Origin of the sequence: Myroides indicus (genome assembly GCF_004364575.1) — a bacterium.
In the GTDB taxonomy this organism is placed as follows: domain Bacteria; phylum Bacteroidota; class Bacteroidia; order Flavobacteriales; family Flavobacteriaceae; genus Flavobacterium; species Flavobacterium indicum_A.
Map to the genome: position 1 here is coordinate 13,874 of NZ_SOAG01000026.1, position 22,369 is coordinate 36,242.

23 protein-coding genes and 2 tRNA genes are annotated in these 22,369 nt (G+C 34.8%); 18 read left to right on the forward strand and 7 right to left on the reverse strand.

Annotated elements, in window-relative coordinates:
• The 4 genes from C8P70_RS10845 to C8P70_RS10860 all read left to right on the forward strand — a co-directional run.
• Nucleotides 1-479: hypothetical protein (locus tag C8P70_RS10845; protein ID WP_208293400.1), on the forward strand; the 479-nt coding region annotated here is incomplete at its 5' end.
• Between the two features lie 84 nt (nt 480-563).
• On the forward strand, nt 564-746 hold the full coding sequence (locus tag C8P70_RS10850) for a hypothetical protein (RefSeq protein WP_133713347.1): 183 nt from the start codon (nt 564-566) through the stop codon (nt 744-746).
• A gap of 11 nt (nt 747-757) precedes the next feature.
• On the forward strand, nt 758-1,273 hold the full coding sequence (locus tag C8P70_RS10855; protein ID WP_133713348.1) for a hypothetical protein: 516 nt from the start codon (nt 758-760) through the stop codon (nt 1,271-1,273).
• Between the two features lie 84 nt (nt 1,274-1,357).
• Complete coding sequence (locus C8P70_RS10860) at nt 1,358-2,173, forward strand: helix-turn-helix domain-containing protein (protein ID WP_133713349.1); 816 nt, start codon at nt 1,358-1,360, stop codon at nt 2,171-2,173.
• Here C8P70_RS10860 and C8P70_RS10865 read toward each other — a convergent pair.
• Both C8P70_RS10865 and C8P70_RS10870 read right to left on the reverse strand, forming a co-directional pair.
• Nucleotides 2,161-2,607: a hypothetical protein gene (locus tag C8P70_RS10865; protein ID WP_133713350.1), complete on the reverse strand. Its 447-nt coding sequence runs from the start codon at nt 2,605-2,607 to the stop codon at nt 2,161-2,163. The genes C8P70_RS10860 and C8P70_RS10865 overlap by 13 nt on opposite strands.
• Before the next feature lie 177 nt (nt 2,608-2,784).
• Complete coding sequence (locus C8P70_RS10870) at nt 2,785-5,994, reverse strand: glycosyltransferase family 117 protein (RefSeq protein ID WP_133713351.1); 3,210 nt, start codon at nt 5,992-5,994, stop codon at nt 2,785-2,787.
• Between the two features lie 179 nt (nt 5,995-6,173).
• Between C8P70_RS10870 and C8P70_RS10875 the strand changes: the two genes are divergently transcribed.
• Together C8P70_RS10875 and C8P70_RS10880 are read left to right on the forward strand one after the other, a co-directional pair.
• Nucleotides 6,174-6,244, forward strand: a tRNA-Gln gene (locus C8P70_RS10875).
• Nucleotides 6,245-6,336: 92 nt separating this feature from the next.
• Nucleotides 6,337-6,407, forward strand: a tRNA-Gln gene (locus C8P70_RS10880).
• Nucleotides 6,408-6,452: 45 nt separating this feature from the next.
• Here the strand turns inward: C8P70_RS10880 and C8P70_RS10885 are convergent.
• The 4 genes from C8P70_RS10885 to hemH are packed head-to-tail and all read right to left on the reverse strand — an operon-like array spanning nt 6,453 to nt 10,298.
• Nucleotides 6,453-7,235, reverse strand: a complete 783-nt coding sequence (locus C8P70_RS10885; RefSeq protein ID WP_133713352.1) for an enoyl-CoA hydratase/isomerase family protein — start codon at nt 7,233-7,235, stop codon at nt 6,453-6,455.
• Nucleotides 7,236-7,248: 13 nt separating this feature from the next.
• Nucleotides 7,249-8,721 carry a sensor histidine kinase gene (locus C8P70_RS10890; RefSeq protein WP_133713353.1) on the reverse strand — a complete coding sequence of 491 codons (1,473 nt, stop codon included), beginning with the start codon at nt 8,719-8,721 and terminating at the stop codon, nt 7,249-7,251.
• A 5-nt stretch (nt 8,722-8,726) separates the two neighbouring features.
• Nucleotides 8,727-9,266 carry a CopD family protein gene (locus C8P70_RS10895; RefSeq protein WP_133713354.1) on the reverse strand — a complete coding sequence of 180 codons (540 nt, stop codon included), beginning with the start codon at nt 9,264-9,266 and terminating at the stop codon, nt 8,727-8,729.
• A gap of 3 nt (nt 9,267-9,269) precedes the next feature.
• Nucleotides 9,270-10,298, reverse strand: coding sequence for a ferrochelatase (gene hemH / locus C8P70_RS10900; protein ID WP_133713355.1), 1,029 nt, complete (start codon nt 10,296-10,298; stop codon nt 9,270-9,272).
• A gap of 162 nt (nt 10,299-10,460) precedes the next feature.
• On the opposite strand from hemH, the gene C8P70_RS10905 reads away from it, so the two are divergent.
• From C8P70_RS10905 to C8P70_RS10915, 3 genes are all read left to right on the forward strand, one after another.
• The gene (locus tag C8P70_RS10905) at nt 10,461-11,036 is read left to right on the forward strand and encodes a Crp/Fnr family transcriptional regulator (protein ID WP_133713356.1); all 576 of its coding nucleotides are present in this window, start codon (nt 10,461-10,463) and stop codon (nt 11,034-11,036) included.
• A gap of 108 nt (nt 11,037-11,144) precedes the next feature.
• Complete coding sequence (locus C8P70_RS10910; RefSeq protein ID WP_133713357.1) at nt 11,145-11,381, forward strand: hypothetical protein; 237 nt, start codon at nt 11,145-11,147, stop codon at nt 11,379-11,381.
• Nucleotides 11,382-11,393: 12 nt separating this feature from the next.
• Nucleotides 11,394-12,368 carry a quinone oxidoreductase family protein gene (locus tag C8P70_RS10915; RefSeq protein ID WP_133713358.1) on the forward strand — a complete coding sequence of 325 codons (975 nt, stop codon included), beginning with the start codon at nt 11,394-11,396 and terminating at the stop codon, nt 12,366-12,368.
• Between the two features lie 268 nt (nt 12,369-12,636).
• Here C8P70_RS10915 and C8P70_RS10920 read toward each other — a convergent pair whose 3' ends face one another.
• A complete protein-coding gene (locus C8P70_RS10920; RefSeq protein WP_133713359.1) occupies nt 12,637-13,512 on the reverse strand; it encodes an AraC family transcriptional regulator in 876 nt (291 codons plus the stop codon).
• Nucleotides 13,513-13,743: 231 nt separating this feature from the next.
• Between C8P70_RS10920 and hemA the strand changes: the two genes are divergently transcribed.
• The 9 genes from hemA to C8P70_RS10965 all read left to right on the forward strand — a co-directional run bounded on the left by hemA (nt 13,744) and on the right by C8P70_RS10965 (nt 22,356).
• Complete coding sequence (gene hemA, locus C8P70_RS10925) at nt 13,744-15,003, forward strand: glutamyl-tRNA reductase (RefSeq protein ID WP_133713360.1); 1,260 nt, start codon at nt 13,744-13,746, stop codon at nt 15,001-15,003.
• Nucleotides 14,996-15,925 carry a hydroxymethylbilane synthase gene (hemC, locus tag C8P70_RS10930; protein ID WP_133713361.1) on the forward strand — a complete coding sequence of 310 codons (930 nt, stop codon included), beginning with the start codon at nt 14,996-14,998 and terminating at the stop codon, nt 15,923-15,925. Before hemA ends, hemC begins: the two co-directional genes overlap by 8 nt.
• Nucleotides 15,926-15,988: 63 nt before the next feature.
• Nucleotides 15,989-16,681, forward strand: a complete 693-nt coding sequence (locus C8P70_RS10935) for a uroporphyrinogen-III synthase (protein WP_133713362.1) — start codon at nt 15,989-15,991, stop codon at nt 16,679-16,681.
• Between the two features lie 14 nt (nt 16,682-16,695).
• Complete coding sequence (gene hemE / locus C8P70_RS10940; protein ID WP_133713363.1) at nt 16,696-17,721, forward strand: uroporphyrinogen decarboxylase; 1,026 nt, start codon at nt 16,696-16,698, stop codon at nt 17,719-17,721.
• A gap of 157 nt (nt 17,722-17,878) precedes the next feature.
• A complete protein-coding gene (locus C8P70_RS10945; protein WP_133713364.1) occupies nt 17,879-18,316 on the forward strand; it encodes a hypothetical protein in 438 nt (145 codons plus the stop codon).
• 397 nt (nt 18,317-18,713) lie between these two features.
• The gene (locus C8P70_RS10950; RefSeq protein WP_133713365.1) at nt 18,714-19,073 is read left to right on the forward strand and encodes a hypothetical protein; all 360 of its coding nucleotides are present in this window, start codon (nt 18,714-18,716) and stop codon (nt 19,071-19,073) included.
• Nucleotides 19,074-19,105: 32 nt separating this feature from the next.
• Nucleotides 19,106-20,008, forward strand: coding sequence for an oxygen-dependent coproporphyrinogen oxidase (hemF, locus tag C8P70_RS10955; protein ID WP_133713366.1), 903 nt, complete (start codon nt 19,106-19,108; stop codon nt 20,006-20,008).
• Nucleotides 20,009-20,140: 132 nt separating this feature from the next.
• Entirely contained in the window at nt 20,141-21,142 is a 1,002-nt protein-coding gene (gene hemB, locus C8P70_RS10960; protein WP_133713367.1) for a porphobilinogen synthase, read from the forward strand.
• 122 nt (nt 21,143-21,264) lie between these two features.
• Complete coding sequence (locus C8P70_RS10965; RefSeq protein WP_133713368.1) at nt 21,265-22,356, forward strand: DUF2891 domain-containing protein; 1,092 nt, start codon at nt 21,265-21,267, stop codon at nt 22,354-22,356.
• Nucleotides 22,357-22,369 lie beyond the last annotated feature (13 nt).

Genomic DNA, 22,369 nt, shown 5'->3' on the forward strand with positions numbered 1-22,369 from the left:
TTCTGATAATTTGTTTTGTCAGATGCAGCAACTCGGATAATTCACCAACAGATGAAACTGTAATCTCTTTATTTACAGATTTTAAAATTATGAATAACAAAGGAGAAGACTTACTTAATCCAAATACAGAAGGAGCTTTTGACCAACAAAAAATTAGAATTAAGCATTTGACTAAAAATGGAGATTTTGTGATGTTTTATAAAAGTTTTTTAGATTGTCCTTATGACTTTATTGTTTATACAACCATATACGACAAAACAAATACCTTTGCTTTATTAAATCAAGTGACTAATGATTATATTATTGAAAATAAAATTACAGCAATAATTCAGTGGAATGAGATGGTATCAGACACCATAGTCACACAAGTACATAGGGGGCGTAATAATACTTCAAAAACTAAGGTGTGGGTTAATGGAGAGCTGAAAGAAGATATACACAACGGATTGACCCCGGAATTTATATCATTAATTAAATAAGAATTGTATTAGCCTTGTTACTTCCCAATAAAGCGTAATAAGGCTTTGTGCAAAAATGATTTTCCTTTAAAGAAAATCAGCTGGATGAATTCAGAGTTTTTTAAATATATGGGAATCTCTCCGCATCCTTTTTTGCGAGGGATTGTGACGCATTATCGGGTAAAGCAGATGATTTTGCCTGATGCGTTTTACAGTTATGGAAATTTTAATCCGGGTTCTGCCAGCTATAATTATCAAGCGGAGTTAGTTTATAATATAAAACCATAAATAATGATAGTATGAAAAATAGTTTAATTATATCGGCTATTATAGTTCTTCTGATAATTTGTTTTGTCAGATGCAGCAACTCGGATAATTCACCAACAGATGAAACTGTAATCTCTTTATTTACAGATTTTAAAATTATGAATAACAAAGGAGAAGACTTACTTAATCCAAATACAGAAGGAGCTTTTGACCAGCAAAAAATTAGAATTAAGCACTTGACCAAAAACGGAGATTTTGTGATGTTTTATAAAAGTTTTTTAAACTATCCTTATGATTTTTTTGTTTTTACAACCATATACGACAAAACAAATACCTTTGCTTTATTAAATCAAGTGACTAATGATTATATTATTGAAAATAAAATTACAGCAATAATTCAGTGGAATGAGATGGTATCAGACACCATAGTAACACAAGTACATAGGGGACGTAATAATACTTCAAAAACTAAGGTGTGGGTTAATGGAGAGCTGAAAGAAGATATACACAACGGATTGACCCCGGAATTTATATCATTAATTAAATAAGAATTGTATTAGCCTTGTTACTTCCCAATAAAGCGCAACAAGGCTTGTTTAAAATTGCTTATCTTCAAAAAGAAAATCGGGCAGATGAATTCAGAGCTTTTTAAATACATAGAAATCTTTCCGCATCCCTTTCTGCGAGGGATTGTGACGCATTATCGGGTAAAGCAGATGAAGCTTCCCGACACCTTGGTTTTTCCTAATTACTCTCCCATTTTTCAGGGACTTATCTTTAATCTGGAAGAATTAGAGGATATTGTCCTTTTAAAAAAAGACCAAAAGGATTTAAAACACAAAGTTTATTACGTAGGACAGGCAGTATCGCCAAGCTATTTGTTTAGCAGTTCTTTAAATTTAAATCTGATTGCAGTTAATTTTACGCCTGTAGGATTATATCGGCTGACGGGAATAGATTTACATTGCTTTACTGATAAAATTGTAGATGCACAAATTATTTTTGGCAGTGAAATTAATGAAATATATGAACGGATATTAACTGTAAAGGACGCAGTTCAGAGTGTTACAATAATAGATGATTTTTTATGCCGTAAGGCTTTAAAACTTAGAAAAGAAAACAAAAACTGTATTTTGACTTCACTGGCAGTTTTAAATAATAATGCGGCAAAAACAAACATCAAAAAACTCCAACAGGTTACTAATACGTGTTCCAAAACTTTGGAAAGATCTTTTAAAACGGAGATTGGGATGACACCTAAGACATTTCAGCGTTTGCTGCGGTTTAATCAGGCAAAGTTATTCATACATGAACATCAAGAGATGGATTGGTGGGAAGTAGCTGTGCGGTTTGGGTTTTATGATCATTCTCACCTTATAAGTGAATTTCAAATTTTTGCAGGACTCACTCCTACAGAATATCTTGGTAAAATACATTACAGAGAATGAGTTTCTCCTAAATGCAATCCATCAAAAAGAGATTGGCATATATCTTTTGCAATTTCTTTTTTCCGGTACATTTCGTGAGTTTCGTCTTTATAAAAGCGAGCTGATAGACCCATTTTTTGGAACCACATAGGACGCGGTATATAAGGGGCTTTTTCTCCGTAACTCAGATGAATACTGGTTTTGGGTTTTTTAGTTTCGAACCTCAGACGTGTTGAAGATATGGCAAACAGGTATTTTATCTTTAATCCGTAAAGTCCGGTTCTCCACGAAATATAACCGCCTGTGCTAAAACCTAAAATATAAACGGGTTCTTTCTCTAATTTCAACAGATTGGCAATCGCTTTTTCTATTCCTCCATTTACATACAAATTGCAGATGAAGTTTTTCTTCAGTGTATTGGCTTTTATCAATTTCTCCAAGACAGCATATGACATAAATATTGGATTTTAAAATAAGGAGTCAACACAGAAGTATATTCATCAATCCATTGTGATTTTTCCTTGCCCCATAAATCGGAGAGAATAAGTATTTTTGGTTTGGGTTTTTGCATAAATATCAGGAAGGGATATACTTAAAATAAAAAGACCTTGATATTCAAGGTCTTTTTATTTTTAAATATTAGGTCTTTTAAGGTATTTAAAGTAACCGTTGAAAGTATTGAATTCTTCTGTTAGCTGGCTTGCTAAAGCAGAAGACTCATCTTCTTCCCGAACAATTTCTATCAGCTGTCTCCATACTTCTATTTCTTCTATAATTTCATTGGCATAGTAGTCTTGAGCTTCCAAATCCAGATGTTTATAATAATTCAGATTCTCTTTGGCTTTTTGAGATAGTTCTTGTGCTATTTTTTCAGCAGTAACAGCTTCCCCTATTTGATAGTAGCCTTCAACAAAAGGTTGTATTAATTGGTAGTATCCATAGTATTGAACAGGCATATTGGTCATAGCAATATCCATGATTTCTTTTGCCTTGCTGTTTTTGTTTTCTGTAATCAGTTGTTCTGCCAGTCGCGCCAGATTAATTCTGTAGCTCAATGCATTTCGTCTAGTTTGGGGATCGTGATATATTTTATCGCTGCCCATATTACCCCAATACCATGATTTAACCGTGTTGTACATTCTGTCAGCGTCAATTGTGCCCAAATCTAATGGATGTCTGCTGGCTCCCTCAGTTTTAATTGGCACTAATTTATAGATTAAACCGCTGAGCTGTATGTAGTCTTTCATCCAGATAAAATCATCCTCATTAAAGCTTCCTCCTGAAAAGTAAACAGGTCTTTCCCAATTGTTGTTTGCAATAATGTCAAGCATTATCAGACGGTGCTTTACTATCTGATCGGTAGTGATGTCAATGTCCAGATAAGGTTCAATCTGACCCATCAAATAAGGCGAGACAATATTGTTTTTAGCAATAACAGTGCTGTCAACCGGAATTCGGATTTTATTTGTCGGAGCCAGATACAGAGTAGTACCGGCGTCTGTTTTGAGTTTTGTTCTTTCATCGTCTGAACGGATAAAATTCATAAACAGACTGATGTCAATGCGCTCATCAATCATTGGCTGTATTAAAACAACATCACGCTTGTTTCCAACATACTGTTCATGCGTAAATTTGATTGGCAATGGTTCAGATTTGTGTGCTTTGGCTTTCATCTGATCAATATACCAATCCATTGGCAGCAAGCTGGTGCACACCACTCGAACATCTGTTCTGTATCCTTCTATTTCCTGCAAATACCAAAGCGGGAAGGTATCATTATCTCCAATAGTAAATAAAATTGCATTTTCATCGCACGAATCGAGATAGGCACGGGCATTTGCCAGCGCTGTATAACGGTTTGAACGGTTGTGGTCGTCCCAGTTTTGTTGTGCCAGTAAAACAGGAGCAGCTAAAGTGGAAACAATCATAACGGCAGGCAATGCAATTTTAGGAGACAGATATTTTTTAACGCCGTCGTATAAAGCATATACACCGAGTCCGAGCCAAATGGCAAATACATAAAATGAAGGGACTACGGCATAGTCGCGTTCACGAGGTTCGAAAGGACGTTCATTTAAGAATATTTTTAAGGCAAAACTTGTAAACAGGAATAGAACCAATAGCACCCAAAACATTTTCGGGTCTTTTCGGTAGTTGAAAACAACTCCTATAATTCCTAAAATAAACGGAAGAAAATAATATGTGTTTCTACCCTTATTATTCAATACATCGGAGGGTAAATTGTCTTGTGATCCTAAGCGGATTTCATCTAAAAACTTAATTCCGCTCAGCCAGTTTCCGTGTTGCAAATCTCCCTGACCTTGAATGTCATCTTGTCGGCCTACAAAATTCCACATCAAATAGCGCCAATACATATACCCAAACTGATAATCAAACATAAAAGCTATATTGTCTGAAAACGAAGGGACTTCGATATCCAAATATTGTCCGTATTGATCAAAAAAGCGATCTAAACCTTCTAAATTGATTTCACCAGAAGCCAATCCCTGTCGCACTCCGGCTACTAATTTTTGAAGTTGTTCACTTTCGCTGTAATCCGGATGAATACTAAAATTTAATGAATTAGTATAGCGCATATAATTAATGCGATGACTTTTGTCGGTACTCCACAATCTGGGGAAAAAACCTTTGTGTTTTTCGTCAAAATTTTGTCCGGCATTTTGCCATTCGTTTACTATAACATATTTTCCGGTTTCATAGTCGCGATCATAGTTGGGTTTCTCGTCTTTCCAAGGATTATTAGGATCCAGACCAACGTATTTTTTAGTAAAGTAAGAATCGTAATAGATACTTTGATCGCCGTATTGCTCTCTTTGGTAGTAAGCCAAAAGTTCGGCGGCATCTGAAGGTCTGTTTTCATTAATGGTTACATTGGCATTGGCTCGTATAGGAAGCATTAGCCACGAGGTAAGCCCTACACAAACAAAAATCAAAGCCAAAATAATAGTGTTTGCCCCGATGTAGTTTTTTTTGCGCGTATAGTTCAAGCCCAATACGGCAACTCCTACTATGATAAGAAAAGCAATCAATGTACCGCTGTTAAAAGGCAGTCCTAAACTGTTGACTACAAAAATTTCTGCTTTTCCAAAGAATGCCAGAAGCTTGGGAAAGAAAAAAGCAAAGAGGAAAAATAAGACGGCAACTGCCGTAATATTTGCTATAAGAAAGTTTTTAACCGTAATCTTATTGTATTTTTTAAAGTAATATAGCAATCCGATTGACGGAATAGTTAGCAGAGCCATTAAATGTACGCCAAAAGAACAACCTGCCACCAACGCAATCAAAAGCAGCCATTTATTGCCTCTTGGTTTGTCTAGATCATCTACCCATCTCAATCCCAGATATAACAAAGCGGAAGTAAGAAGCATAGCCGAAGCATATACTTCAGCTTCTACAGCGTTAAACCAGAAGCTGTCGGTAAAGGTAAATGCCAGTGCACCTACCGCAGAACTTGCTAGTACAGCAATGGCGTTATTATTGTTCCATTCAGAAGTTTTATTTACTATTTTTTGGAGAATATTGGTAACAGACCAAAACATGAACAAAATAGTGAAAGCACTGGACAATACGGCGACCATATTTACCATAAGGGCAATTTTATCGGGAGCAGTTGCAAACATGGAGAAAAATGCTCCTAACATTTGATAAAACGGAGCTCCAGGCGGATGTCCGACTTCTAATTTTGCAGAAGTAGAAATATATTCTCCCGGATCCCAAAAACTAACGGTTGGTTCGACGGTTAAAACATAGGTAATTAATGCAACTAAAAAGCATAACCAGCCTCCTATTAAATTCCACTTCTTGTAATTGAATGTCAACATAAGTCTTACTTACTTAATTATTTTAAGATAACGCAACTACAAAGAAAAGGTTTTTTTTGTCTTAGCCGAAAAAAACCGAAAAAAAATATTTTTATGAGGGGAAAGTTTGCAGGATATAAAAAATATATTACTTTTGCATCCGCATTACAGAAGTATTACACACAAGTAATAGCAGGTAATGGTCTATGGTGTAATGGTAACACAGCTGATTTTGGTTCAGTCGTTCTAGGTTCGAGTCCTAGTAGACCAACAAAAACCTCTTGATTTTCGAGAGGTATTTTTTTGGAAATAAAAAGCGATGTTTTTTACGTCGAAATTATAAAAAGTATTACGCACAGATAATGGTCTATGGTGTAATGGTAACACAGCTGATTTTGGTTCAGTCGTTCTAGGTTCGAGTCCTAGTAGACCAACAAAAATCCTCTTGATTTAATCAAGAGGATTTTTTATTTTGATCTTTATTCTCCTTTGAAATCGGGTTTTCTCTTTTCTAAAAACGCTGTTGTTCCTTCAACAAAATCTTCGGTTTCAAAACACTCTCCAAAATTTTTAATTTCTTCGTGAAATCCGTTTATGCCGTCTTTAAAGTTTGCATTTATAGCTTTTATAGCTTTTGATATAGCGGTAGGAGAATTTTTGGCAATTTTTTCGGCTGTTTTTTTAGCAAAGTCCAATAATTCGCTTTGTTCTACAACGTGATTTACTAATCCGAAAGAGAGAGCTTGTTCGGCGTTAATCATATCAGCTGTCATAATAAGCTCCATCGCTCTTCCTTTTCCTATTAATTGAGGCAGGCGCTGCGTACCTCCGTATCCGGGAATTAGTCCCAGGGTCACTTCCGGCAATCCCATTTTAGCATTGGCAGAAGCTATTCTGAAATGAGAAGCCATAGCTAATTCTAATCCTCCTCCTAAAGCGAATCCATTAATTGCGGCGATAACAGGTTTGGAAAGATTTTGAACATAATCAAATAACAACTCTTGTCCTTTAGCAGCTAAATGCGCACCTTCGCTTTGGTTAAAGCTTGAGAATTCTTTGATGTCTGCTCCTGCTACAAAAGCTTTCTCTCCGCTTCCGGTAATAATAATGGCTCTGATTTCTTTGTCCGCTTCTAGTTGTTCAAACCCTTGGTGAAGTTCTTCTATTGTTGGTTTATTAAGAGCGTTTAACTTTGTGGGCCTGTTAATCGAAATAATGGCAATTTGATTGTTTTTTTCTATGAGAATATTTTCAAACGTCATAGTATGTAGAGTTTTAATTGTTAACAATAGGCAATTTTACAGTAAATATAGTGCCTTTATTTGGTTCTGAGTCAAAAGTAATTGTTCCATTGTAATTTTCGACAATATTTTTTATTATTCCTAGACCAAGTCCCATACCACTGGTTTTAGTAGTAAATTTAGGCTCAAAAATTTTACTCTGAATTTCAGTCGGGATACCTTTGCCGTTGTCAATTACTTTGATAACGACATTTTCTTCCTGTAGAGATAAATTGACTATAACTGATGGGTTTTCTTTATCAGTAGGAATTGCCTGTATAGCATTTTTAACAAGATTAGTAATGATCCGGATCAGTTGTGTGCGATCTATTTTTGAGATAATTTCTGTTTCTGTACATTCAAATTTAATGTAGGGTTCGTTAAAAATGTCCAATGCCAGTAATACGGTTTTGGCAACGTTTAAGGTTTCATCTCTTTGAGCAGGCATAGAGGCAAAGCTGGAAAAAGCACTGGCAACGGAAGACATGGTATCTATTTGTTGTATTAACCCCAGTGTAAAATCTTGGACTTTTGTTTTAATATCAGGATCAGAAGGGTCAAAACGTCGTTCAAAGTTTTGCACTGAAAGGCGCATGGGGGTAAGGGGGTTTTTTATTTCATGGGCAACTTGTTTTGCCATCTCTCTCCACGCTTGTTCTCTTTCGCTTTGCGCTAGTTTTTCATAGCTTTCGTCCAGCTTTTCTACCATTTCATTATAAGCGCTGATTAAGGCTGAAATTTCTTTGCTGGTTGAGGTACTTTCAATTTTTTCGTTTTTTTGTCCTAATTTGGTTTTTGTGATTTTAAAGCTGATATTGTTAAGGTTTTGCGTAATGTAATTAGACAAGAAATAAGATATGCCGATAGACAAAATGAGCATAATAATATAAACCTGTCCGAATTTTAAGGTAAAATTCCTGATTTCGTTGTCGTAAAATTCAGTGCTTTCCTGATAGGGAATTTTGATAATAGCCAACGGATTAGATTCTTTGTCTTTTATAAAACTATAAGCAGTACGCGTTTTATTTTCCGAAGAGGTTTCAATATCAACAAATCTTTGATTACTAGATGAATTGATAGACTGAAGGACTGACGGGGGAATTTTGTTTGCCGGATTATCTGAAGAATGATTTTGGGCTGACGAAACTAATAATTTGCCGTTGAGGTCGTATATATTGATTGTGGTGTTGTGCACCTTTGCAAGTTCTTGGATTCGGTCTTTAAAAATAAGAAAAGTAAATTCCGGCTTTAAAGGGTATGTGGAAGTGGTGAGTATATAATTGATGTTTTCGATTATAGAAGCTTCCTTTCTTTCTTGTCTATATTGATGGTACGTATGAGCTTCTTTTTTAAATTGATGTACAGAGACGGCTGATATAAGAATAGAAGATATAACACTTAACAAAATGAGGGATAAGAAAATCCTATTGCGCAATGAAAAATGTTTTAATAAATACTCGCCTTTCATTTTGTTTATCGCTTTCTGTTTCTTACTTTTTTATAAAACCGGATACCTAACATCAATACAACGGCTAATGCAAAAAGCCCTAAAACACCAAATATCCAATTAAATGCACTTTTTAAAATTACTAAAAAAACAATTGAAAATAAAATAAGGGTTGCTCCTTCGTTCCAAATTCTGAAAAAAGAAGAATCTTTGGATAAGGTGTGTTTATTTATTTGTATTACAAACTGACGACATTTAAGATGATAGACCCAAAGCAGTACTACAAAAAACAATTTGACATGCATCCAGGGCATTTGTAGCAAGGATGGATTTGCAATTAGCATTCCAATTCCGAAAAGAGTGGTTAGAATTGCAGAAGGAGTGGTAATAATATTCCACAATCTGCTGGTCATCAGTTTGTATTGGTTGCGCAAGATGTCTTTTTCTATTTCTGGCTTTTGATTTGCTTCGGCATAATAAACAAAAAGACGTACGCTGTAAAACAGTCCGGCGAACCAGCATACTACAAAAATGATATGCAGAGCCTTTAAATACAGATACATCATATATTAACTGTTTTGCCATTCATTGATCCACGATACCAAGGCGTCAATCCATAAATCGTCATCATTGAGGCAAGGGACAGTTTTGAACTCTTTGCCTCCGTGTTTAATAAAATCTTCTTGCGCCTGTATACCTATTTCTTCAAGTGTTTCCAAACAATCTGCCACAAAAGCAGGGGTAACCACAGCCAGTTTTTTTATTCCTTTTTCTGCCAGATTATTGATGGTTTTGTCAGAGGGTGGCTGCAACCATTTATCAGGTCCGAGTCTGGATTGAAAGGATATAGTATATTTTTCTTTAGGAATTCCCAGTTGCTCAACTACCTGTTTTGTTGTTTCAAAGCAATGTGTGCGATAGCAGAACTCAGCAGCTGTTGTTCCGGGGGTGCAACAGTATTTTCCTTCTTCAATAGTGATGTCTTTGTGCTGTCCGGTATTATCTGCTTTTCTAATATGTCTTTCCGGTACGCCATGATAAGAAAATACAAGGTGATCATAATCAAAATCGTCCAAGTGATTTTTTATAGATGTTGAAAGTGCATTAACGTATTCTTTGCGATTGTAAAAAGCAGGAAAGCTTTTTATACTCATATTCGAAAAATATTTTCTTCGAATTTCTTCTGCCAAAACATCGATAGTTTCTGTGGTAGCCATAGCAAATTGAGGATATAGCGGAATCATAAATACTTCATCTACACCTTTGTTGTGTAATTCCTGTAATCCTGATTGAATGGATGGTTCGCCATATCGCATTGCCAGCGCAATAGGGAGATTGCTTTTTTGCTGTACTTTTTTTTGCTGACGTTCTGAAATGACAATGAGCGGAGAACCTTCTTCCCACCAAATTTTTTGATACGCTTCGGCAGATTTTTTTGGGCGGGTATTCAAAATAATACCTTTTACCAAAAATGCCCGAAAAAGATAAGGTACGTCGATGACGCGTTTATCCATTAAAAATTCATCCAAATAAGGTTTTACATCTTTGGCTGTAGGACTTTTTGGAGAGCCTAAGTTTACTAATAAAACTCCTTTCATCACTTTTAATTTTTACAAAGATAAAGCTTTTGGTTTAATAGATTACGGCTTTCTCGAGTGGTAATTGATGATTGTAGGAATTGACGATTTCAAGTAGTTACAACATGTATTTAATTAATAATAGCTAATTTTACACAACGTTATTTAATAATTTCAAAAAGTATGTTTGAACAATTCAGAGATAAATTTCCGTTTGATGACAATAAATGGGCTGATTATGTAAATTGTTTCAAACGAATTGAAGTCCCTGCTAAAACGTTGCTTTTAAAGGAAGGTGAAATTTCAAAAAAAATGTTTCTGATTGAAAAAGGCTCTATCCGCGCGTGGTTTAACAACAAAGGAAAAGACATAACGACTCAGTTTTTCTTTGAGAACAATATTGTGTCATCTATCGAAAGTTTTAGAAAAAGTATTCCCAGTCCAATCAATCTGGAAAGTATGGAGCCGTCTATTTTATATTGGATATCAAAAAGTGATTTAAATAGGATAATTGACGAAATAAAAGAAATCCCTGACTTAAGAGATAAGTTTATTGATAAAATTTTTGACAGAACATTTGACTATATAAAATATTTTATTTCTTCTATAAAAGATACACCGCAGGAACGTTACTTAACCTTGTTAAAAGAAAGACCTGAAATTATAAAGCGCGTTCCTCAGCATTATATTGCGTCCTATCTCGGCATTTCTACTGTACATCTTAGCCGGGTTAAAAATAAGCTCAACAGACAAAAATAATTTCTGTAAAATTTTAAATTTTTCTTTTCAAAGAAGTTTAATAACAAATGTTATTGGCGATCGTATTTCTGCTATTTAATTTTGTTTTGTAATGTTAAATCTCAAAATATGAAAGCAGAAGAACTTTTGCCAGAAGAACAAAATATCGTGAATTTAAATGGGCAGCAAGTGAGAAAAGGCACTATAGGATCTTTTTTACTTAACTGTGAAGCTATTGCGAAAGGAAACAAAGACTTCCAAATTATAGATGATTTAAAAGAGCAGGCTATTGTTTTGGAGAAAATAGGTTTTTTTGATATTTTGGAAATCAAAATCCCTGAAATCAAGCAAATTTTAAATAAGTAAATTAAGATAGGTATGAAAGCAGCTGTAGTATATAAAAAAGGAGAAATGCCGAAGTATGTAGAAGATTTTACAGAGCCTAAAGTACAAAATGATAGTGAATTAATGCTTCTTGTCAAAGCGTCGGCAGTAAAAAATCTAGACAAAATGCAGGCAAGCGGGAAACATTATTCCACCCAAAGTCAAGAATGGAGGCCTAAGATTGTTGGAGGGGATGGCGTTGGGGTGTTGGAAAACGGAACCAGAGTTTATGGAATTGGAATAGGCGGAATGATAGCGGAAAAAGCAATAGTTGACAAAAACATGATTGTAGCTTTGCCGGATCATATTGATGATGCAACTGCGGCGGCTTTACCCAATGCTGTTATGGGATCTGCTTTAGCATTGCTTTTCCGGGCAAAATTACAAAAAGGAGAAACTGTTTTGATAAACGGAGCGACGGGGGTTACGGGAAAAATAGCAGTACAGCTTGCCAAGCATTACGGAGCAAAAAAAGTAATTGCCACAGGCAGAAACGAAAAGTCCTTGCAAGAACTAATCGTTTTGGGAACTGATGAAACTATATCGCTTACACAAGGCAATAATATGTTGATTTCTCAGTTTAGAAGTATACATGAGGAAAATCAGATTGATGTTGTAATTGATTATTTGTGGGGACAAAGTGCAGAGATAATTTTAAGCACACTCAAAGGGAATGGTGGTTTTTCGCACCGTACTCGTTATATTACTGTTGGCGGAATGATGAGCGATACTATAACTTTGTCTTCTTCAATTTTACGCGGAACGGATATTCAAATTTCCGGTTCCGGACTGGGAAGTTGGACGCGAGAGGAAATTAAATTGCTAATAGCTGAAATTCTACCTGAAGCTTTCTTGCTTGCAGCTAATAGCCTCATAAAAATAGAAACTGTAAATGTACCGCTCAAAGATATTGAGGATGCTTGGGGAATGAATATTGGCGGAGGAAAACGGTTGGTAGTTTTAATTTAGCAAAAGTAATTTTTTGATTGAAAATCAAACAACCTCTGTACAACGATTTCGTGTACTATTGAGTAAAGTTTATTAGCTACTTATTTTATGTAAAAATGATTTGTAGAATTTAAATCGGTGTTTTTTAAGGGAATACAAATAAAATCAGCAAACAGATATGTTTATAAGTTTAAAACAGTTACTGTAGATAAAAGAGCTCAGAGTAATTTTTGTAAATTATGAATCTGAGCTTGATAGTTTGTTTATACGCAATAATCAAAAGCTATTTTTAACTGTAATCTGTGCTAAGCGACATTAGGTATTTTTTAGGCGTTGTGCCAAATTTCTTTTTGAAGGCAGCTATAAAATGGCTGGCAGAGCTGTACCCTATTTTTAATCCTACTTCATTAACGTTGTAGTTTCCATTGTCCAATAGTTTTCGGGCATATTCCATTTTATAGTCAAATAAAAAGCCAAAAACAGTATCTCCATAAATTTGCTTAAATCCCATTTTTAGTTTTTTGATATTGATTCCCACTGTGTCGGCAAGCTCCTGTAAAGTTGGAGGTTCGGACATTTTTGAAATAATGAGATCTTTAGCTTTTTTTATTTTTACCACTTCTTCTTCATCCGATAAAAAAGGACAGTTTTCGATGTTTTGATCTTCCTTTCTGTTGAAAAACAGACTTAACAGTTCATAAGTTTTACCTGTAAAGTAAAGGTTTTTAATGGAAGGATTCATGTAATAATTAAACATCTGATTCAGAATAATAGTAATAGAAGGTGGAATATCTTCTTTTGCGTAGTATTTTTTATCGCGGTTTTCTTTATTTAAAAACCCTATGTGCTCGGCTTCTGCAGAGAAAAGAGAGTGAAATTTTTTGATGGATATTAAAATAGAAATAATCCAGGTGTTTGGACCTATTTCTAAGCATACGGGAAGTTGTTTTTGAGGATTGTATAAAACGAGTGATTTTTCCTCTTCCAATGGCAACGTGTACACGCCTTGATTAAAGATAAACTTTCCGGAACCCTTTAATCCAAAATAAAATTGAATTATATCGGTTTCCATTTCTCTTTCGAAACGGAGAGGAATGGAATCGTTATTTTCTAATTTTAAAATCGAAAATTGATTGTCAATATAAATTTCTTCTATCGGACTCATAGCGATATTTTTTAGCAGATCAAAAAAACAAAACAGCGTATTTTTTATTTAGAACCATTCTATATAGAGTCTTTATGAACCCTTGTTATCTCTACAAAGATACTGTTTTGTAGTTAAATACAAAGATTTTTTTTGTATGTCTCTCTCAGCGATATAAATAGTCCCTCTAGCGTTATTTTTAATTATGGTTAAACATTACATTTGTTTACTTTTTTGAATTAACGGTGTAATATGGAAAAAATAGATAAGGCAAAATCAGCTACTTTTTATGTGGTAGGGCTTAGTTATAAAAAAGCCGATGCAGAAATGAGAGGAAAGTTTAGTCTAAATGATGAAGCCAAAAACAATCTATTAGAACAGGCAAAAGAAGAAGGAATAGAAAGTTTGATAGTCATTTCTACTTGTAACAGAACAGAAATTTACGGTTTTGCACAACATCCTTTTGAACTTATTAAACTACTTTGCGACAACAGTAACGGAACGGTAGATGATTTTAGACAAGTGGCTTACGTTCATAAAAACAGTGATGCAGTACGGCACTTGTTTAAAGTAGGTACGGGACTGGACAGTCAGATTTTAGGAGACTTTGAAATCATCAGCCAGATTAAAAGTGGTTTTATAAAGTCAAAAGAAAAAGGACTTGCCGGAAATTATCTCGAACGCTTGGTTAATGCTGTTATTCAGGCAAGCAAGCGAATAAAAAACGAAACTGAACTGAGTTCGGGCGCAACTTCGGTAGCATTTGCTTCTGTACAATACATTATGGACAATGTAAAAGATGTTTCGCATAAAAACATACTCTTGTTCGGAACGGGAAAGATAGGGAGGAATACTTGTGAAAATCTGGTAAAGCACACCCAAAACCATCATATTACGCTTATTAACAGAACTAAAGAGAATGCACTGGAGGTCGCAGGAAAATTCAATTTGATAGTTAAAGATTATACCGATTTAAAATCAGAAATCACTAAGGCAGATGTTTTAATAGTTGCGACCGGAGCACAAAACCCTACCGTAAATAAAGAAATTTTAGAGCTGAGCAAACCTTTGTTGATCTTGGATTTATCCATTCCAAAAAACGTTGATCAAAACGTGCTGGATCAGGAAGGCGTGGAGTTAATCCATATGGATTATCTGTCACAGCTGACAGATAAAACATTGGAAAGAAGAAAAACCTTTATTCCGCAGGCAGAAGCAATTATAGAAAATAGTATGTTGGAATTCATGGCGTGGACAAATATGAGAAAATTTGCTCCTACTATACACGCTTTAAAAAGTAAGTTAGAACAAATAAAAGATGGAGAAGTAGATTATCATCGCAAAAAATATGATAATTTTGATATAGAACAGGCAGAGTTAATAAGTGTTCGCATTATACAAAAAATAACAACCCATTTTGCTAATTATCTCAGACATGAAGATACTGTCGTTGACGAAAGTATTCAATGGATAGAAAAAGTTTTTCAAATAGAATCAAATCACTATGAATAAAATAATACGCATAGGAACACGAGATAGCGAATTAGCTTTGTGGCAAGCAAAAAAAGTAGAAGATACTCTTAAAGAGTTAGGATATAGAACGCAGTTAGTACCTGTAAAATCAACGGGTGATCTTGTTTTGGACAAACCTCTATATGAAATGGGAATTACGGGTGTTTTTACCAAAACCCTTGATGTTGCCATGATTAATAAACAGATTGATATTGCCGTGCATTCGATGAAGGATGTACCCACCGCTTTACCGCAGGGAATTGTACAGGGAGCTGTTTTAAAACGCGCCAGTACTGCGGATATTTTACTGCATAAGGGTGATACATCTTTTTTATCTGAAAATGCGACAGCGGTAATAGCTTCCGGAAGTTTAAGAAGGAAGGCACAATGGCTGAACCGATATCCAAATCACACCGTTGTAGATTTGCGCGGGAATGTAAATACCCGCATGCAGAAATTGCAGGATAACGAGTGGAATGGAGCTGTTTTTGCTTCAGCTGGTTTAGATCGCATTAATAAAAAGCCCAAAAACTTTGTTCCTCTGGATTGGATGATTCCGGCGCCCGCACAAGGAGCAATGGTAGTGGTGGTTAATATGGACGACAATTTTGCGTTGGATGCGGTAGCCCAATTGAACGATTATGAAACAGAAATGACAACCCATATTGAAAGACAGTTTTTAAGAACTTTGGAAGGGGGCTGTACTGCCCCGATCGGTGCGTTGGCAATGTATAGTGAACATGATGATACAATTGATTTTAAAGGGGTTTTACTTTCTTTAGACGGAAAAATAAAATTCGAAATTCACAAGGTTGTTCCGATAGAAGAATGGAAAAAACTTGGATTTACTGCTGCCAAAGAAATCATGGCGCAAGGAGGAGAAGCATTGATTAATGAATTGCGTTTACATTTCAAGAGATAATATTTCACTTTCTCTAAAAGTCTTGCTTTTTAGGGTAAACTACACATCATTTAAACAAATAAAATGAATAAAAAAATCTGCATATTATCCACAAAAAAATTGACGAGCAATCAGAAGCAATTTTTGGCAGAAGCAGGTTTTTTAGTAATTGATACTGATTTTATTAAAATAACTCTCTTACCCTTTCACTTGAAATTACTTCCTTCATTGTTACTGTTTACTTCGCAAAATGCTGTAAAAAGTGTTTTGAAGAATGAAAGGTTAGTAGAATTAAAATCAATTCCTGCGGTGTGTGTAGGTTCTCAAACTCGAAAACTATTGGAAAATAATGGCTTTAAAGTTTTGATTTCTAAAGAATATGCTGATGAACTGGCACCTGTTATCCAAACCGAATTTACACAGCATCGCCTTGCTTTTTTTGCAGGGAATATCCGAAGAAATACACTTCCTGATGCTATGCGTAAGAACAATATTTTTTTTGAGGAATACACCGTATATTCCAACGTAGAAAATCCGGTTAAAATAGAACCTTTTGCAAACGGAATATTGTTTTTTAGTCCGTCAGGAATCCATAGCTATTTAAAAGCCAATTCAATTGCCAATCAAAAATGCTTCTGTATAGGACATACAACCGCAGAAGCTTTAAAAAATATTACACCCAATATTGTATTAGCAAAACATCCGCTGATAGAAGAAACATTGAGAGCTTGTGTTGAGTATTACCAGTCAGAGGTAAATCAAAGGCTGGCATATTAAATAAAAGTAAAAAGATGATTAAAAATGATTTGTTCTTACGAGCATTAAAAGGAGAAACAGTAGAAAGACCACCGGTGTGGATGATGCGTCAAGCAGGGCGTTATTTGCCTGAATTCAGAGCTTTACGAGATAAGTATGATTTTTTTACACGTTGCAGAATGCCTGAAATTGCAGCTGAAATTACGGTACAGCCCATTCGGATTGTAAAACCGGATGCAGCTATTTTATTTTCCGATATTTTAGTGGTACCTCAGGCGATGAACATTGAAGTAGAGATGAAAGAAAATGTGGGACCCTGGTTGCCTAATCCTATTCGTTCAGCTGCGGATGTAGATCGGGTTATTATTCCAAATATAGAAGAGAGTTTGGGATATGTGATGGAAGCTATTAAAGTAACCAAAGAAATGCTGAATGATGAAGTACCACTCATTGGGTTTGCAGGTTCTCCATGGACGATTTTTTGTTATGCCGTTGAGGGAAAAGGATCTAAAAGCTTTGATTTGGCAAAAGGAATGTGTTTTTCTGATCCGGTTGCTGTCCATACTTTATTGCAAAAAATAACAGATACGACTATCTTATATTTAAAAGAAAAAGTAAGAGCAGGAGTAAACGCAGTTCAGATATTTGATTCATGGGGAGGAATGCTGTCTCCGACAGATTATAAGGAATTTTCATGGAAATATATTAATCAGATTGTAGAAGCTTTGGCAGAGGAAATACCAGTAATTGTGTTTGGAAAAGGATGCTGGTTTGCTCTTCCTGAAATGGCTCAATCAAAAGCGTCAGCACTGGGAGTGGATTGGACGTGCAGTCCGCAAAATGCTCGATTGTTTACAGGAGGGAACATAACATTACAAGGGAATTTTGATCCTAGTCGATTAATGTCTCCAATACCGACTATTAAAAAAATGGTTCACGAAATGATCGATGCATTTGGAAAAGATAAATACATTGTGAATCTGGGACATGGTATTTTACCCCATATTCCGGTTGATCACGCCAAAGCGTTTATTGAGGCCGTGAAGGAATATAGTAAGTAATTTGATTCTGTAGAGTTTTTAGAATTTTGTTAGGTATGATTTAAAAGATTAGCTTTTGAAGAGTTTGATTTTTCAAAACATTAAATCGAGTATCATAATGAAAAAAAATATAAAAATATTGGTATCATTAATACTTATAATATTGGTTGTATTACCTATGTTTTTATATTTGAATCCTTTTGCTTGGGGAATGAGACCAACTCGTGAATATTATTCGAAAAAAACAGATCAACTGATTACTGATTTGAATATGAAGTACAGTCTGGAGATGGATATTAAGATAAATCTTCAAGATACGCTTTGGTATTTTAGAGATGTGAAAAATCATCGGATTGTAGAACTAAAAAACATTGAGTTTCACTTACACAATGAAACAGATGAGCAAAGAAATTCGGAATCAATGGAGGATTTCGTAAACAAGTTACGTTCGCATAATGAGGAGAAACAACAAGAAAAAGCAATCGATACCATAAAAGTTCGAAAATACATTGAAGAGTTCTGCAGTAAGTTTGAACATCGAATGTATTTTGATTCTATTAAAGTGAAGAGCTACCAAAACAATGCTGTGATTTATAAAATCAAGATAAATGAGTAGGGTAATCTATAAAAATCAGACCTTATTATATCTTTTTATTATTTCCTTTGGAATTCAGAATATTTGCTTCGAGGACTTTAATTTTGGATGGAGTTTCTATGAAGATATTATACGATTAGTTTTTGATATTTCTGCAATTACAGTTTTGGTTTCGGTAATTTTATTAGTTTACCAAATTATAAAAATTATCAATAAAGAAACAGTTGTTGTAATAGAAATTATATATTTGATTATCAATATTATTCTTTATTATGGTGTAGTTTTTACGAGTTTTTATCTCTCTACCCAGGTAAGGTTGTGATTGTATTTCTGCAATGTTTTTTAAAACTTTGTAGGCAAACCATTAAACTGTAAAACTTTCAAAATGTAGTTTTTCGGTTTTTATATATTTATATTTATGCTAAACAAAGGAATAAAAAGTGAAGAAGATCGACGAATAGAATCTATTGTAATAAAATTATCGTCCATTGGTTTTGTTCCGGACGATTTGAACGTTATAAATGAGATTGATGAACAGTTTAAAAAAATTGGACTTACTTATGAACAACTTGTTCAATACTCTTCCAATGAATTAAACCAGCATTTGACAAAATTTAATTTTGAGTGGAATCGCATGGAAGAATTAGCGGATATATTAGTCCAATGGAGCGAAAATGAACCTTCTTTTAAAATAAAAGCTAAAGCACTGTATCAATATATACAAGATGAAAGTAAAGTGTTTTCTTTTGAGATTATGAGTAAAATAGGAAAATTATAATTGGTAAAAAGCTGTAGCTTAAAATAAATAAAATGAAAGAAAAATTTTATATTTTCATACAGCAGTTGCAGGATACGATTACTTCAAAACTCGAACAAGTTGACGGCGTGGCGAAATTCCATGAAGATTTATGGGAACGTCCAGGAGGCGGAGGCGGGCGTACCCGTGTAATTGAAAATGGAAAGATATTTGAAAAAGGCGGAGTTAATATATCCGCAGTTCACGGAGCATTACCAGAAACGATGCAAAGAGCATTTAATGTAGGCAATGTAGACTTTTTTGCTTGTGGATTGAGCTTGGTTATTCATCCCAAAAGCCCGATGGTTCCAACTGTTCATGCCAACTGGCGTTATTTTGAAATGTATGATAAATCAGGGAAAAAAGTCGGTTCGTGGTTTGGTGGAGGACAGGATTTAACGCCTTACTATTTGTTTGAAGAAGACGCTAAACACTTTCATCAAGTTTGTAAAACAGTGTGCGATAAGCATAATCCCGAGTTTTATCCAAAATATAAAAAAGTATGTGATGAATATTTTTGGAATTCACACAGAAATGAAGCACGGGGAATTGGTGGTTTATTTTTTGATCACCTGATTGAGAGTAATGAAATGTCAATGGAAGCTTGGTATAGTTTTGTAACAGAAGTTGGAAACAGTTTTTTAGAATCCTATATCCCAATTGTAGAAAAGCGAAAAGATTTACCGTATACCGATGTTCATAGAACATGGCAGGAAATTCGTCGCGGACGTTATGTAGAATTCAATTTGGTTCACGATAAAGGAACTATTTTCGGATTAAAAACCAACGGTCGCATAGAATCCATTTTAATGAGTTTGCCACCACATGTTCAATGGGTATATGATTATCACCCTCAGGAAGGAAGTGAAGAAGAAAAGCTGATCAAAGTACTGAAACAGCCAAGAGAGTGGATTTAACTTATTGAGAATAATCTTAAGATAAAAGGTTCAAAATCATTTTCTTGAACGCATAATAATAATAATAATAATAATAATAAATAAATTATTCTAACAGCAGATATTAGAAAACTGTTAGCTAAATTAAAAACTATGTTCCTATTACACAGAGGCAGAAGATTAAGACAAAATGCATCAATCAGAAGTTTGGTTCGTGAAACAAGTTTAAGTCCGGCTGATTTTATGTTTCCGATGTTTATCGTTGAAGGCGAAAATCAGGAAATAGAAATTTCGTCAATGCCGGGCATATACCGTCGTTCAATCGATTTAACGGTTAAAGAAGTGCAGGAATTGTACACTTTAGGTATTCGCGCGGTCAATATTTATGTAAAAGTAAGTGATGATTTAAAAGATAATACCGGAAAAGAGGCTTGGAATACTGAAGGATTGATGCAAAGAACTATTCGGGCAATTAAAGCAACTTGCCCCGAAATAATTGTTATGCCTGACGTCGCACTGGATCCCTATTCGATATACGGTCATGATGGTATCATCAAAAACGGAGATGTTGAAAATGACTCTACCGTTGAAGCTTTGGTAAAAATGGCGGTGTCTCACGCTGAAGCCGGAGCAGATTTTGTAGCTCCTTCAGATATGATGGATGGAAGGGTTTTACGCATACGCAAAGGTCTAGATGAAGCAGGGTATACCAACGTGGGTATTATGAGTTATTCTGCAAAATATGCTTCAGCTTTTTACGGACCTTTCCGCGATGCTTTAGACTCTGCACCAAAAGAGACAGGAGAAGTAGTTCCAAAAGATAAAAAAACATATCAAATGGATTATGCTAACCGTATTGAAGCGATTAGAGAAGCAATTTGGGATGTTGAAGAAGGAGCCGACATGGTAATGGTAAAACCAGGAACGGCTTATTTGGATATTGTTCGCGAAGTAAAAGATGCAGTAAATGTTCCTGTAGCAGTGTATCATGTTTCAGGGGAATATGCAATGATTAAAGCTGCAGCTGAAAAGGGTTGGTTAGATCATGACAAAACTATGATGGAGCAGTTAATGTGCATCAAACGCGCTGGAGCAAGTTTAATCTCGACTTATTTTGCCAAAGAAGCAGCAATATTGTTGAATAATAATGTGTAATTGTTATTGTAGCGTATAATAATAGGGAGAAGAGTGCCTCAAAATTAAAGTACTCTTTTTTTGTAGAATAAAATTTATTCTATAATATTTTTTTGTTATTTTTAACAATAAAGAAATTAAAGATGAAAAAAATAGGGTTATTATTTTTAGTAATATTGTTTGTTTCTTGCCAATCAGATAAAGCAAAGAAAACGGATATTGTTGATTCTTCTCCGGAAAACCTTCCTAAATTCACGGTTGAACAGGCTAAAAAAATAGTAGAACTACCCTTACATTGCATAGAGACTGAATACCCTAATAAATTAGGACAAGTTTTGGGTAGCGATTCAGATTTAAAAAGTCCTAAAAAACTGCGCCCAATTTTTTATGGCTGTTTTGACTGGCATTCATCTGTACATGGATATTGGACAGTTATTACAGTTTTAAAAAAGTTTCCTGAACTGGATCAAAATAACGAGATAAGAGAAAGGTTAAATAAACTCATTACAGAAGCAAATTGTAAGATTGAAATGTCATTTTTTAACGATCCGAATAATAAAACATTTGAACGGACTTATGGTTGGGCTTGGTTTTTTCAGCTTCACAGTGAATTAACTACCTGGAATGATAGAGACGGACAGCGTTGGGCAAGAATATTACAGCCAATGGCAGATTTATTAGTAGAGAGGTATACAGAATATTTACCCAAATTACTATATCCAATTCGAACGGGAACACATGATAACACAGCTTTTGGTTTGTCGCTTTCGCTAGATTATGCCCGAATAATGGGAATAATGGATTTTGAAAATCTGATTATAGAAAATGCTCAGAGATTATATGCGAATGACATTTCCTGTCCTCTTAATTTTGAACCCAGCGGACATGATTTTCTTTCACCGTGTTTAGAGGAAGCACGTCTGATGAGTAAAGTACTGGAGAGCAAGAATTATAAAAAATGGTTAAAAGACTTCTTGCCGGAATTGTACAATACTGATTTTTCAATGGCAGTTGCTCAGGTTTCGGATCGCACAGATGGGCATCTGGTGCATTTGGATGGGCTCAATTTTAGCAGAGCTGCCTGTCTGAATGAAATCAGCAAAAAAGCTGAATTACCTTATTTACACGATATTGCAAAAAAGCATTTTGAAGCTTCCTTTGATAATATAACAGATGATGATTATATGGGAAGCCATTGGTTAGGGACTTTTGCGCTTTATTATTTGGTAAATTAAAAAAAGAAAAGGT

Coding starts and splice junctions, on each gene's coding strand:
- hemC (WP_133713361.1), top strand. CDS start 14,996: ATGAATAAAATAATACGCATAGGAACACGAGATAGCGAATTAGCTTTG.
- hemB (WP_133713367.1), top strand. CDS start 20,141: ATGTTCCTATTACACAGAGGCAGAAGATTAAGACAAAATGCATCAATC.
- C8P70_RS10895 (WP_133713354.1), bottom strand. CDS start 9,266: ATGATGTATCTGTATTTAAAGGCTCTGCATATCATTTTTGTAGTATGC.
- C8P70_RS10870 (WP_133713351.1), bottom strand. CDS start 5,994: ATGTTGACATTCAATTACAAGAAGTGGAATTTAATAGGAGGCTGGTTA.
- C8P70_RS10860 (WP_133713349.1), top strand. CDS start 1,358: ATGAATTCAGAGCTTTTTAAATACATAGAAATCTTTCCGCATCCCTTT.
- C8P70_RS10950 (WP_133713365.1), top strand. CDS start 18,714: ATGCTAAACAAAGGAATAAAAAGTGAAGAAGATCGACGAATAGAATCT.
- C8P70_RS10890 (WP_133713353.1), bottom strand. CDS start 8,721: ATGAAAGGCGAGTATTTATTAAAACATTTTTCATTGCGCAATAGGATT.
- C8P70_RS10865 (WP_133713350.1), bottom strand. CDS start 2,607: ATGTCATATGCTGTCTTGGAGAAATTGATAAAAGCCAATACACTGAAG.
- C8P70_RS10910 (WP_133713357.1), top strand. CDS start 11,145: ATGAAAGCAGAAGAACTTTTGCCAGAAGAACAAAATATCGTGAATTTA.
- hemH (WP_133713355.1), bottom strand. CDS start 10,298: ATGAAAGGAGTTTTATTAGTAAACTTAGGCTCTCCAAAAAGTCCTACA.
- C8P70_RS10935 (WP_133713362.1), top strand. CDS start 15,989: ATGAATAAAAAAATCTGCATATTATCCACAAAAAAATTGACGAGCAAT.
- C8P70_RS10915 (WP_133713358.1), top strand. CDS start 11,394: ATGAAAGCAGCTGTAGTATATAAAAAAGGAGAAATGCCGAAGTATGTA.
- C8P70_RS10965 (WP_133713368.1), top strand. CDS start 21,265: ATGAAAAAAATAGGGTTATTATTTTTAGTAATATTGTTTGTTTCTTGC.
- hemA (WP_133713360.1), top strand. CDS start 13,744: ATGGAAAAAATAGATAAGGCAAAATCAGCTACTTTTTATGTGGTAGGG.
- C8P70_RS10885 (WP_133713352.1), bottom strand. CDS start 7,235: ATGACGTTTGAAAATATTCTCATAGAAAAAAACAATCAAATTGCCATT.
- hemF (WP_133713366.1), top strand. CDS start 19,106: ATGAAAGAAAAATTTTATATTTTCATACAGCAGTTGCAGGATACGATT.
- C8P70_RS10920 (WP_133713359.1), bottom strand. CDS start 13,512: ATGAGTCCGATAGAAGAAATTTATATTGACAATCAATTTTCGATTTTA.
- C8P70_RS10850 (WP_133713347.1), top strand. CDS start 564: ATGAATTCAGAGTTTTTTAAATATATGGGAATCTCTCCGCATCCTTTT.
- hemE (WP_133713363.1), top strand. CDS start 16,696: ATGATTAAAAATGATTTGTTCTTACGAGCATTAAAAGGAGAAACAGTA.
- C8P70_RS10905 (WP_133713356.1), top strand. CDS start 10,461: ATGTTTGAACAATTCAGAGATAAATTTCCGTTTGATGACAATAAATGG.
- C8P70_RS10945 (WP_133713364.1), top strand. CDS start 17,879: ATGTTTTTATATTTGAATCCTTTTGCTTGGGGAATGAGACCAACTCGT.
- C8P70_RS10855 (WP_133713348.1), top strand. CDS start 758: ATGAAAAATAGTTTAATTATATCGGCTATTATAGTTCTTCTGATAATT.